Here is an 11,745-nt window from a genome sequence, read left to right on the forward strand (position 1 = left end):
AGGGGGTCTTGCGCCCCGCCCGGCAATTCGCCATATGCCGCGCCGGGAGTCGGGCGGACGTGGTCGTCGCCAACTTGGTCAGGTCCTGACGGAAGCAGCCACAACGATTTTGCCGCGGGTCGTTCCGGCTCCTACCTTCCACCATTGGGCCAGCTTGGGCTTCGACAGGTTCGGCCCGACCCGCTAGACTGGCATGATGTCCGATTCCCCTCAGCCCTATCGCGTGCTCGCGCGCAAATATCGGCCGCAGAATTTCAGCGAGCTGATCGGGCAGGACGCCATGGTCCAGACGCTCGGCAACGCCATCAAGCGCGGGCGGCTGGCGCACGCCTTCCTGATGACGGGGGTGCGCGGCGTCGGCAAGACGTCGACCGCGCGGCTGATCGCCAAGGCATTGAACTGCATCGGCCCCGATGGCCAGGGCGGTCCGACGATCGACCCCTGCGGCATATGCGAACCGTGCTGCGCGATTGCCGAAGGCCGCCATATCGACGTGATCGAAATGGACGCCGCCTCCAACACCGGCGTCGACGACGTTCGGGAGATTATCGAGGCGGTGCGATATTCCGCCGTTTCGGCGCGCTACAAGGTCTATATCATCGACGAAGTGCATATGCTGACGCGCAATGCCTTCAACGCGCTGCTCAAGACGCTGGAGGAACCGCCGGCGCACATCAAATTCCTGTTCGCCACGACGGAGGTGAACAAGGTGCCGGTGACGGTGCTGTCGCGCTGCCAGCGGTTCGACCTGCGCCGCATTTCCGCCGAACAGCTTGCCGCCCACTTCGCCTATGTGACCGGCGCCGAAGGGGTGGAGGCCGAGCCCGAAGCGCTCGCGCTCATCGCGCAGGCGGCCGAAGGTTCGGCGCGCGATGGGCTGTCGATCCTCGACCAGGCGATCGCCCATGGCGAAATGGGGCCAGATGGTGAAGAGGGCGGCGCGCCGCGCGTTACCGCCGCGCAAGTGCGCGACATGCTCGGCCTGTCCGATCGCGGCTCGATCCGCCGGCTGATGGGGTTGCTGCTGGAAGGGAACAGCGCCGCCGCGCTTGCCGCCATCCGCGATCATTATGCGCTGGGGGTCGAACCGCTGGCGCTGATGCGCGGTCTGCTCGAACTGGCGCACGCGATCACCGTCGCCAAGGCGGGACGCGGGGAAGCCGATGCGACCCAGTCGGTCGAGGAGCGTGAGGCCCTGGCGGACTGGGCGGCATCGCTCGGCTTCGCGCCGCTCCATCGCCTGTGGCAATTGCTGCTCAAGGGCCATGACGAAGTGGCGAGCGCGGTCCTGCCCATCGAAGCGTGCGAGATGGCGCTGCTGCGCGTCATCCATGCCGCGACCATGCCCGATCCGGGCGACATCGCCCGCTTGCTGCGCGAAGGCGGCGGCGCATCGCTCGCGCCCGCCGGCGGTGCCGCCACGCCTACGCCCCAGGGCATCGTTCCGCCGCCGGCTGCCAATCTGCCCGGCACGGCCGAAGATATCGTCAACCTGCTGTGGAAGCATAACCGCGCGCAGATGGCCGAACATTTCCGCGATTGCGCGGCGCTCGTCCGGCTGGAACCGCCCGAGCTGGAGGTACGGCTGACCAGCCCCTGGACCGCAGGCGATTTCTACCGCGACCTTGCCCAGATTCTCCGCACGGAAACCGGCATCGGCTGGCAGGTGCGCCATAGCGACGGCCCGGCCGGGCCGACCCTGATGGAACAGGAACGGATGCAGGCACAGGCCGCGCGTGCCGCCATTCTCGATACCCCGGTGGTCAAGGCGGCGCTTGCCGCTTTCCCCGATGCCGAGCTGGATGATCAGCTTGAACCATGGAGCGTAACACAATGAAAGACCTGAACGAAATTTTGGGCATGGCGACGCGCGTGCAGGAGGAGCTGACCCGCGCGCAGGAAAATCTCGACAAGATCGAGGTCGAGGGCGCGGCCGGTGGCGGCCTCGTCAAGGTGCGCGCCTCTGCCAAGGGCCGGATTCTCGGCGTCGCCATCGACGAAAGCCTGCTGGCGCCGTCGGAAAAGCAGATATTAGAGGATCTGGTCACCGCCGCCTTCAACGACGCGCGCAAGAAGGCCGACGAGGTCAGCAACGCCGAAATGAGCAAGATGACGAGCGGCCTTTCGCTGCCGCCCGGCTTCAAACTGCCGTTCTGACCCGGCCTGCCCATCCCATTAGGGCGTTGTTCAGCCGCGCGAATATAGGACGAGGCGATTGATTGCTGCGACGGCCATGCCCATAAAGGGATTGGATCGCACATTTGGGCCATAGAGAACAAGGCCCCGGAGACTGCATGACTACCCAATTCCCGCTTCTGCCCCTGCGCGACATCGTCGTATTCCCGCAGATGATCGTTCCGTTGTTCGTTGGCCGCGACAAAAGCGTCGCCGCACTGGAAACGGCGATGGAGCGGGACAAGGACATCTTCCTCGTGTCGCAGCTCGACCCGGCCGAAGATGATCCGGTTCGGGATTCGCTGTACGATACCGGCGTCGTCGCCACCGTCCTCCAGTTGCTCAAGCTGCCCGACGGCACCGTGCGCGTGCTGGTGGAAGGCAAGCAACGTGCGCAGCTCATCGACGTGCAGGTCGGCGAAACGCATCTGAGCGCGCAGGTCGCCCCGATCGATGACGTCGTGGCCGAAGGGCCTGAAGCGCAGGCGCTGATGCGCTCGGTCGCCGAACAGTTCGAAAATTATGCCAAGCTCAACAAGAAGCTGCCCGCCGAAACGCCGGTGCAGCTGCGCGAGATCGAGGATGCCGGCCGCCTCGCCGATGCGGTGGCCGCCAACATCAACGTCAAGGTCGCCGACAAGCAGGCCCTGCTGGTCGAAATCGACCCGGTCAAGCGGCTGGAGATGGTTTTCGCCTTCATGGAAGGCGAACTGGGCGTGCTCCAGGTCGAAAAGAAAATCCGTGGCCGCGTGAAGCGCCAGATGGAAAAGACCCAGCGCGAATATTATCTGAACGAGCAATTGAAGGCGATCCAGCGCGAACTGGGCAATGGCGAGGGCGAGGAAGGCGACGAGCTTGCCGAACTGACCGAGAAGATCGCCAAGACCAAGCTCTCCAAGGAAGCGCGGGCCAAGGCGACGGCGGAACTCAAGAAGCTCAAGGGCATGCAGCCCATGTCGGCCGAAGCCACCGTGGTGCGCAACTATCTCGACGTGTTGCTGGGGCTTCCCTGGGGCAAGAAGGGCAAGGTCAAGAACGATCTCAAGAAAGCGCAGGCGATCCTGGACGAGGATCATTTCGCGCTGGAAAAGGTCAAGGACCGGATCATCGAATATCTCGCCGTTCAGGCGCGCACCAACAAGCTCAAGGGACCGATCCTGTGCCTGGTCGGCCCGCCGGGCGTCGGCAAGACCTCGCTTGGCCGTTCGATCGCCAAGGCGACGGGGCGCGAATTCGTGCGCCAGTCGCTGGGCGGCGTACGCGACGAGGCGGAAATTCGCGGGCACAGGCGTACCTATATCGGCTCGCTGCCGGGCAAGATCGTCACCAACCTGAAAAAGGCGGGAACGATGAACCCGCTCTTCCTGCTCGACGAGATCGACAAGCTGGGTCAGGATTTCCGCGGCGACCCGGCATCGGCCTTGCTCGAAGTGCTGGACCCCGAACAGAACAGCAAGTTCCAGGATCATTATCTCGAAATCGATGTCGATCTTTCCGACATCATGTTCGTGACGACCGCCAATTCCCTGAATTTGCCGCAACCTCTGCTCGACCGCATGGAGATCATCCGGCTGGAGGGCTATACCGAGGACGAGAAGGTCGAGATCGCTCAGCGCCATCTTTTGCCCAAGCAGATCGACGCCCACGGCCTCAAGGAAGGTGAATTCGAAGTCACCGAGGAAGCCGTGCGCGACCTCATTCGCTATTATACGCGCGAAGCCGGGGTCCGCACGCTCGAGCGTGAGATTGCCCGGCTCGCGCGCAAGGCGCTGCGCAAGATCCTCGAAGGCGTCTATGCCAGGGTGGTCATCACGCGTGAGACGTTGTCCGACTATGCCGGCGTGCAAAAATTCCGTCACGGCATTGGCGAGGAAGAGAACCAGATCGGCGCGGTAACCGGGCTTGCCTGGACCGAGGTCGGCGGTGAACTCCTGACCATCGAAGCGGTGACGGTGCCCGGCAAGGGGGCGATTCGCACGACCGGAAAGCTCGGCGATGTCATGACCGAATCGATCCAGGCGGCCTTTTCCTATGTCAAGGCGCGCTCGCCGGGCTATGGCATCAAGCCGAGCATCTTCAATCGCAAGGATATCCATATTCACCTGCCCGAGGGTGCAGTGCCGAAGGACGGCCCGTCAGCAGGCATCGGAATGGTGACGTCCATCGTCAGCACATTGACCGGCATCCCCATCCACAAGGATGTAGCGATGACCGGCGAAGTCACCCTGCGCGGTCGGGTTCTGCCCATCGGCGGGCTCAAGGAAAAGCTGCTTGCCGCCCTGCGCGGCGGCATCAAAACGGTGCTGATTCCGGCCGAAAACGAGAAGGATCTGGCCGAAATTCCGGCAAATATCCGCGAAGGGCTGGAAATCGTACCGGTCAGTCATGTCGACCAGGTTCTCGCCCGCGCGCTGACTTCGCCGATCGTGGCGATCGCGTGGACCGAGGAAGACGATCTGGCCGCCCAGCCGACACCTGGGACCGGGCGCGATTCCGACGCTGCACTGCGGCATTGAATCGACGGAAAATTGCCGATTTGTCGACGTGGCGGTCAATCCGTCGCTAACCGATTTACTTCGTCGCTTTCCCTTTGACAGCGCCTGTAAGCTGGGCCTTATTGGCGCGCCTTTAGCCGCGATTCAAATCAACCACATCAAGAAGGGGGTTCCCAAGGCATGAACAAGCAGGATCTGATCGGCGCAGTCGCCGACAGCAGCGGTCTCAACAAAAATGATGCTGCAAAGGCTGTCGAGGGCGTTTTCGACGCTATAAGCGCCGCCTTGAAAAAGGGCGACGAAGTGCGCTTGGTAGGCTTCGGCACTTTTTCCGTTTCACAGCGCAAGGCTTCGACGGGCCGTAACCCGCGCACCGGCGAAACGATGACGATCAAGGCATCGACCCAGCCAAAATTCAAGGCCGGCAAGGGCCTCAAGGACGCCGTCAACTAAAAGCAGACAGCATCGACCCGATCCGCCGGCATCGCGGGCGGGCCGTTTCAGGAGAGGATGCGACGATCGCGAACCAGGGGTTCGGATCGAGCCGGCGGATACAGGCACGAAAAGGGGACGAAGCCTTTGCGCTTCGTCCCCTTTTCCAATTCCGCCGGGCACAGGGCGATTGGATGCTTGACGCTGGCGGGTGCGCCGCATATGTGCCGCTTCTCTTGAGGCCATGGTCTCTGTGGCGATCGTAGCTCAGTTGGTTAGAGCGCCGGTTTGTGGTACCGGAGGTCGCGGGTTCAACCCCCGTCGATCGCCCCATTCAGCTTCTTCCGCGTGCCTCCGGGGCGATTCCGCGCTCCTGAATGCGGCGGCGGTCATTTGCCGATGGCATTTCCCTCGATCCAGGCGACTATGGCCTTTGCGGCTTGGTTATATTATTAGCCCGGCGAGCATTTTTGTTACGAGGGACGTATGGCTGCCTGGGATCTTCCCGATTTCGACGATCATGAAGGCGTGCACCTGTTCCGCGACCGCGCCAGCGGGCTGACCGCCGTGATCGCAATTCATTCCACCACGCTTGGCCCGGCGGCCGGCGGCGTGCGCTATTGGCATTATTCCCAGCGGGCGGATGCCGTGACCGACGCGCTGCGTTTGTCGCGCGGAATGAGCTACAAGAACGCGATGGCCGGGCTGCCGATGGGTGGCGGCAAGGGTGTCATCCTGGCCGATGCCGACGGCGCGAAGACGCCAGAAATGCTGCACGCCTTTGGCCGCGCGATAGACACATTGGGCGGCCGCTATGTCACCGCCGAAGATGTCGGCATCAACGAGGCCGACATGATCGCGATCGCCGGCCAGACGCGCTTCGTTTCGGGCCTGCCGGTCGGCGCCGGCGCGGCGGGCGGCGATCCGGGGCCGGTGACGGCCCACGGCGTCTATCTGGGCGTATGCGCGGCTGCGCGCGCCGCCCTGGGCCGCGCCGACATGCGCGGCGTCCACGTCGCGATCCAGGGGGGGGGCAGCGTCGGCGGCGGTCTGGCGCGCAAGCTGGCGGCCGACGGCGCGCGACTGACCCTTGCCGATGTCAATGCCGACCGGGCGCGGGCGCTTGCCGATGAGCTGGGCGCGCAGGTGGTGACGGCGGACGCCATCATCGGTGTCGAAGCGGATATTTTCAGCCCCAACGCGTTGGGCGCAGTGCTCAACATACACAGTATTCCGCTGCTGCGCGCGGGCGTGGTCGCTGGCGGAGCGAACAACCAGCTGGCGACCCCGGCCGATGCGGCCCGGCTTCACGCGCGTGGCATCCTCTATGCGCCCGATTATGTCATCAACGCCGGCGGCATCATCAATGTCGCGCTCGAATATCTGGGGCATGGCGACCGTGCCGAGGTCGATGCGCGCGTCGCGCTCATCCCCGATCGGCTGCGGACCATCTGGGCGGAATCGGCCGCCAGCGATCGTCCTGCGGCCGACGTCGCCGACGCCATGGCCCAGCGGCTGATCGGGCGCGGCTGACCGGGGTTCGCAATGCGGGTCTTTGCCTCTATGGAAGGGGCATGACCGATGCACGCGACCAGGGCCTTACCCTCAATCCCCGCTTCGACAGTCAGGGGCTCATCACTGCGGTGGTGACCGATGCCGACAATGGCGATGTGCTGATGGTGGCGCACATGAACCGGCAGGCGCTGGACTTGACGGTTGAGACCAGGTTCGCCCATTTCTGGTCGCGCAGCCGCAACAGCCTTTGGAAAAAAGGCGAAACCTCGGGCCATATGCTTGCCGTCCGCGACATTCGGATCGATTGCGATCAGGATGCCGTGTGGGTGAAGGCGGTGCCGGCCGGTCCCACCTGTCACACCGGCGCCCGCAGCTGCTTTTTCCGCCGGGTGAATGCCGAAGGGCTGTCGGAGGTCGATGCGGCGTCCTGATCTGGCGGTTTCGCTGCTGCTGCTGCTCGCGGCGTGCCAGCGCCCCGACGAGCGCACCCCCGACGAACGTGCGGAAGTCGCGAATTCCGATTCGTCGCTTGAGCGCGCGGCGATCGAAAGCGGTCTGGTCGCCGATGTGGATCGGGTCTCGCCCATTGGCCTTTATCAACGCCGGCACGAAGCGGGCCGCGACCAGCTGTGCATCGTGCCCGACGGCCCCAACCGATTCCGCTTCGGCATGGAGGTGATGTTCGGCGCCAATGAATGGTGCCGGGGCAGGGGCACCGCCCGCCGGGCGGGCGACAAGCTGATCATGCGCTTCCCTGGCGACCGCTGCACCATCGTCGCGCAATATGATGGCGACCGGATCGCCACGCCCGGCGTGCTCGACCTCAATTGCGCCGCACTGTGCGAATCGCGCGGCTCGCTGGAAGGCGTCACCTTCCCGCGCCTCGCCGACGGTCGCGCGGCGGCGGTCAATGCGCGCAACGCCGATGGCGACGCCCTTTGCGGCCAATGATCGACGGCATGACAGACTGGTGCGGACCGCGGGACTTGAACCCGCATTTCCAGGGAAAGGCGGATTTTAGGTTCGTTTATAACGTCCGAGAACGTGACGTTTAATTCGATTGATCGATAAGATTGTAAGATGCTGTGCTAGAGCATCGATCCTTTAATCTGACGCATATCCGGTTACCTTGAGGAAGTTCCAGCATTCGTCTGGAGTGTAGAGGTCGCATATGTTTCCGATTGCCTGCCAGAGGGCATCAATTGTTCTGGCGCCAGTGCGACTCAGATGCGCCTTGAGGATGGCCCTGGCTTTTTCGCTTTAGGTTATCGAGGATCACGACGTCGCCCGGATTGAGAGTTGGCGCTATTTGGGTTTCGACATAGGTCTCGAAGGCAGTGCGGTTCATAGGGCAGTCGATGACCCATGGTGCGGTCAGGCCATCACAACGCAGGGCGGCAATGAAGGTCTGGGTTTTCCAGTGGCCGAAGGGAGCGCGGGCCTTGAGGCGTTGATCGCGGCGTGCCCTTCCGCGCAGCCGCGTCATCTTCGTCGTGGTTACCGTCTCATCGATAAAGACCAGCCGGTGCGGCTGCTTGCACAGGCCGGGTTGCCGGTAAATACGCCAAGCCCGACGCGCCTGGGCAACGTCATCGCGTCCGCATTCCGATGCCGGCAGCGTTTTTTAGTGCTCGCGATAGCGAGGCGGATGCACCTGAACGCCTGTCGCCCCCGCAAGTCGGGCCGATAGTTCGGGCATGGGGATGTCCAGTTCGACATCGACCCATTTCGACAGTGTCGCCATATGGCGTGCAAGTTTGCCGGCATCAGGCGGGCGCCATTATCGCCCAGGTTCCGCCGATCCCGTGGCGGCGGCACGCTGCACCAACTGAAATCCATTCGCAAGAAGGTCCTCCCTCCGTCCGGGAGGCGGCCTCTTTCGACCGGGAGGGTCGACAGAAAGTAGAATATTTTCAAAGATTTATAGAATATCCACGGTCGCTTGGACGATGCTCGGCGTCGAGATGAGCGGCGATTAAAACGGCGGTTCAATTAATGTGCTGGACCGCCTCACCGCTGCAACACATATTACCTCTCAATGAAGCGTCGAGATGGCGATCAAACAATTTCCAACTTATGTAAGTATAAACAAGATTAGGAAATGCTCGTGGCAATAACATTCGAACAACTGTACGAAAATCCTGAAAACTTCATTCGTATGAGCAGTGATGAGCTTTATGCTCTGGATTATGATGAAGTAGCCAAAATTCAGCTTCATCACTTTCAGAAGCGGTTCGAGATGTTGCGACCGCAGTTGAAGGCACTGGATCGGCTGGCTGATGATGTCGAAATCGAATCCATCACCAGCTTTGACGATCTGGCAAGCCTGGGCTTTCCGCACACCATGTACAAGTCCTACGCCACCGGGGATGTCGACAATGGTCGTTACGACCGCATGACGCGCTGGTTGCAGGGGTTGACCACGCACGATCTTTCCGCCGTCAATCTCGAAGGCGTCGAAACGCTTGACGACTGGCTGGATGCGATCGAAGCGCAGACGCCGCTCCGTCCGGCCGCGTCGTCGGGGACGAGCGGGAAAATCTCGCTGTTCCCGCGCAGCACGGTGGAAGTGCCGTTTTTCCTGGAGCATGTGCTGCGGATGTATGGTCCCCATCAGGCGATGGTGGCGAGCGGAAACTATCCCTACATCTGCGCCTACCCCGGCCGTAGCGGCCGGCAGGGTACGGCGATCATGCTCGATCTGCTGCGCACCCATGTCTATGGCGGCCGCGACGATATGATCATCACTTTGAGCGATGGTTTTGCCGGGGCCAACGAGTTGTGGCTTGCGGGCAAGCTGCGCCGCGCTGAAGCGTTGGGCGAAAAGCTGGAACTGACGCCGCGCGAGCAGGCTTTGGGGAGAGAAATAGCCGCCAAGGCCAAGGACACGACCAAGCGCTGGGACGACTTCATCGAACGCGCCGTGATCGCCCAAAAGGGCAAGACCGTGATCTACAACGGCTTTTGGGTGCAGCTCTACCAGATCGCGCTGGAATGCGCCAAGCGCGGCGTCAAGGTCGAATGGGCGCAGGATTCGGTCCTGGTCGCCGGTGGCGGCACCAAGGGTTACACCTTCCCCGACGATTGGATGGACACGGTCCAGAGCGTGTTCCCGTTCAAATATCCCAGCCAGTTCCGCGAAGTCTATTCAATGACGGAGACGAACGCGGTGTCATTGCGATGCGATGAAGGGCATCTCCATCCGCTGCCGTGGGGGATCCAGCATGTCTCCGACCCGGAAACCGGATTGGCGCTGCCGCGCGAGGGGGTCCAACGGGGCCGCATGCTGGTCATGGACCTGCTGGCGAGCACCTACTGGTCGGGCACCGCGACGGGTGACGACGTGACGATCAATTGGGATGGCGGCTGCGCCTGCGGACGCAAGGGCCCCTACATTCTCAATTCGATCAAGCGCCTCGCCGATACCCGCGGCGGCGATGACAAGATCACCTGCGCCAAGACGCCGCAGGCCTTCGATCGCCTTGAAGAATATCTCACGGCCTGACCCGCCACGACAAGGACCTTGTGATGCTCGAATATACCATCCCTCTCATCATTCGCGGCCGGATCATCGAAGACAATCTGGTGCGTTTCGAAGCGCGCCGCGGCATGGTTGCTTTCCAGACACCGGACGTCAATCAGTATATCGACGAGATCGTCCTGAAAGACCCGTCGAAGATAGGGGACCTATACGATGTGTCGCTCGACCAGATCATCGACTATCTGGTAGAGCTGGGGCCGCGTCTTTCGCCGGATACCAACCCGGACATAGCCCAGTCGCTGGACATCGCCATACATACGTCGGGTCTGAAGCGCGAACAGCTTCATGGTCAGTTTGCGGCGCTGAGCGCGACGCTCAATCGCGAATTCCTGATGGACATCGTCGAGCAGAATATCGGCGCGCGTTATCTGGAAGGATGGGACAGCTACAAACTCAGTGACCGTGAGATCGCGGTACGCGCATTCGGTAGCCGGATTGTTCACCTCAATGCGGGCAACACGCCGCTCATTACGCTGTTCGCGGTCATCAACGGTTCCATCCTGCGCTGCGACAATATCATCAAGAGCCCGTCGAACGATCCCTTCACGATGTTCGCCATTGCCAAGACCATGATTGAAATGGCGCCCGACCACCCCATTACCCGGCACTTCACCGTCGGCTATTGGAAGGGCGGAGACGTGAATTTCGAGAAGCGCCTCTATGGCGGCGGTGCGATCGACAAAGTCGTCGCCTGGGGCGGGATGGCCTCGATGAAGAGCATTCGCGGCTATATCGGACCCGGACTCGACCTGATCGCGCTCGATCCCAAGATCAGCGCCTCGATCATCGGGCCCGAAGCCCTGGCTTCGGAAGCGTCCATGGACGAGGCGGCGGAACGGCTCGCGATGGATTTCGGCTTCTACAATCAGGAAGGATGCGTCAGTTCGCGCGTTGCCTATGTCGCCAGCGGCACCGATGACGACGATATCGACCGTCTCAACAAGTTCGGCAAGAAAGTGCTTGCCGCGCTCAAGGCGCTGCCGTCCAGCCTGAGCACCCCGCATCCCTCCTTCGATGCGCAGTTGAAGGACGAGATCGACGGCATTCGCTACAGCGATTCCTATCGCGTCTTCGGCTGCAAGGACAATGAAGGCGGCGTCATCGTCTCGCAGTCGAACGACCCGGTGGATTTCCGCGACCATCTCGCCTGTCGCGTGGTCAATCTGGTGCCGCTGGACCATGTCGACCAGGCGCTCGACTACATCACCGTCCATACCCAGACGGTCGGCATATATCCGGCGGCGCTGAAAACCGAAATCAGGGACCGTTGCCTGCTGCATGGTGCGCAGCGCATAACCGATCTGGGTTGCGCGGTCGCCGGGGGCATGGCGAACCCGCACGATGGCATCGAACTGCTGCGGCGCATGGCGCGCTGGGGCTTCATGGAAACCTTCACGCCCGAGATGATAAAGTCGGGTGCTGGCTTTTCGATCAGCGATGCTCAACGCGGCATTGATTTCACGGGTAATAAAAATGCCATGGAAGACATGCATGAAAAGATAGGGTAATAAAATAAAATTGACAGTTATTGCGAATGCTCTATCAATTAAATACTGATTTTATTACTATAAAATCAGTATTTAATTG

The 11,745-nt window shown here is 61.9% G+C and carries 10 protein-coding genes, 1 tRNA gene and 1 other RNA gene; 11 read left to right on the forward strand and 1 reads right to left on the reverse strand.

All coding sequences use genetic code 11. The features are described 5' to 3' along the window. The first annotated feature begins 42 nt into the window (after positions 1–42). The 9 genes from ffs to WG908_RS07965 all read left to right on the forward strand — a co-directional run bounded on the left by ffs (position 43) and on the right by WG908_RS07965 (position 7,568). Positions 43–138: signal recognition particle sRNA small type (ffs, locus tag WG908_RS07925), an RNA gene on the forward strand. A gap of 58 nt (positions 139–196) precedes the next feature. Further along, positions 197–1,837 (forward strand): DNA polymerase III subunit gamma/tau, encoded by a 1,641-nt coding sequence (locus WG908_RS07930; protein ID WP_340186019.1) that lies wholly within the window; start codon positions 197–199, stop codon positions 1,835–1,837. Further along, positions 1,834–2,157, forward strand: coding sequence for a YbaB/EbfC family nucleoid-associated protein (locus tag WG908_RS07935; RefSeq protein ID WP_340186020.1), 324 nt, complete (start codon positions 1,834–1,836; stop codon positions 2,155–2,157). The genes WG908_RS07930 and WG908_RS07935 overlap by 4 nt, the downstream gene beginning before the upstream one ends. Positions 2,158–2,294: 137 nt before the next feature. Continuing rightward, positions 2,295–4,691 carry an endopeptidase La gene (lon, locus tag WG908_RS07940; protein ID WP_340186021.1) on the forward strand — a complete coding sequence of 799 codons (2,397 nt, stop codon included), beginning with the start codon at positions 2,295–2,297 and terminating at the stop codon, positions 4,689–4,691. A 159-nt stretch (positions 4,692–4,850) separates the two neighbouring features. Next, positions 4,851–5,123 carry an HU family DNA-binding protein gene (locus WG908_RS07945; protein ID WP_340186022.1) on the forward strand — a complete coding sequence of 91 codons (273 nt, stop codon included), beginning with the start codon at positions 4,851–4,853 and terminating at the stop codon, positions 5,121–5,123. 235 nt (positions 5,124–5,358) lie between these two features. Then, positions 5,359–5,435 (forward strand) — tRNA-His (locus tag WG908_RS07950). A 153-nt stretch (positions 5,436–5,588) separates the two neighbouring features. Next, positions 5,589–6,635, forward strand: coding sequence for a Glu/Leu/Phe/Val family dehydrogenase (locus WG908_RS07955; protein ID WP_340186023.1), 1,047 nt, complete (start codon positions 5,589–5,591; stop codon positions 6,633–6,635). A 41-nt stretch (positions 6,636–6,676) separates the two neighbouring features. Further along, complete coding sequence (gene hisI, locus WG908_RS07960; RefSeq protein WP_340186024.1) at positions 6,677–7,048, forward strand: phosphoribosyl-AMP cyclohydrolase; 372 nt, start codon at positions 6,677–6,679, stop codon at positions 7,046–7,048. Beyond that, a complete protein-coding gene (locus WG908_RS07965) occupies positions 7,035–7,568 on the forward strand; it encodes a hypothetical protein (protein WP_340186025.1) in 534 nt (177 codons plus the stop codon). Before hisI ends, WG908_RS07965 begins: the two co-directional genes overlap by 14 nt. A 247-nt stretch (positions 7,569–7,815) precedes the next feature. Here the strand turns inward: WG908_RS07965 and WG908_RS07970 are convergent, their stop codons facing one another. Beyond that, positions 7,816–8,235, reverse strand: coding sequence for a transposase (locus WG908_RS07970; protein ID WP_445326686.1), 420 nt, complete (start codon positions 8,233–8,235; stop codon positions 7,816–7,818). Positions 8,236–8,724: 489 nt separating this feature from the next. Between WG908_RS07970 and WG908_RS07975 the strand changes: the two genes are divergently transcribed. Together WG908_RS07975 and WG908_RS07980 are read left to right on the forward strand one after the other, a co-directional pair. Further along, positions 8,725–10,122 carry a long-chain-fatty-acid--protein ligase gene (locus WG908_RS07975; RefSeq protein WP_340186026.1) on the forward strand — a complete coding sequence of 466 codons (1,398 nt, stop codon included), beginning with the start codon at positions 8,725–8,727 and terminating at the stop codon, positions 10,120–10,122. Between the two features lie 23 nt (positions 10,123–10,145). Beyond that, positions 10,146–11,666, forward strand: a complete 1,521-nt coding sequence (locus tag WG908_RS07980; RefSeq protein WP_340186027.1) for an acyl-CoA reductase — start codon at positions 10,146–10,148, stop codon at positions 11,664–11,666. Positions 11,667–11,745 lie beyond the last annotated feature (79 nt).

This window comes from Sphingobium anseongense (assembly GCF_037725245.1).
GTDB lineage: Bacteria > Pseudomonadota > Alphaproteobacteria > Sphingomonadales > Sphingomonadaceae > Sphingobium.

Excerpts from the sequence above, each read along its gene's own strand:
- WG908_RS07945 (WP_340186022.1), top strand. The coding sequence starts at position 4,851 with ATGAACAAGCAGGATCTGATCGGCGCAGTCGCCGACAGCAGCGGTCTC.
- WG908_RS07935 (WP_340186020.1), top strand. The coding sequence starts at position 1,834 with ATGAAAGACCTGAACGAAATTTTGGGCATGGCGACGCGCGTGCAGGAG.
- lon (WP_340186021.1), top strand. The coding sequence starts at position 2,295 with ATGACTACCCAATTCCCGCTTCTGCCCCTGCGCGACATCGTCGTATTC.
- WG908_RS07955 (WP_340186023.1), top strand. The coding sequence starts at position 5,589 with ATGGCTGCCTGGGATCTTCCCGATTTCGACGATCATGAAGGCGTGCAC.
- hisI (WP_340186024.1), top strand. The coding sequence starts at position 6,677 with ATGACCGATGCACGCGACCAGGGCCTTACCCTCAATCCCCGCTTCGAC.
- WG908_RS07980 (WP_340186027.1), top strand. The coding sequence starts at position 10,146 with ATGCTCGAATATACCATCCCTCTCATCATTCGCGGCCGGATCATCGAA.
- WG908_RS07930 (WP_340186019.1), top strand. The coding sequence starts at position 197 with ATGTCCGATTCCCCTCAGCCCTATCGCGTGCTCGCGCGCAAATATCGG.
- WG908_RS07965 (WP_340186025.1), top strand. The coding sequence starts at position 7,035 with ATGCGGCGTCCTGATCTGGCGGTTTCGCTGCTGCTGCTGCTCGCGGCG.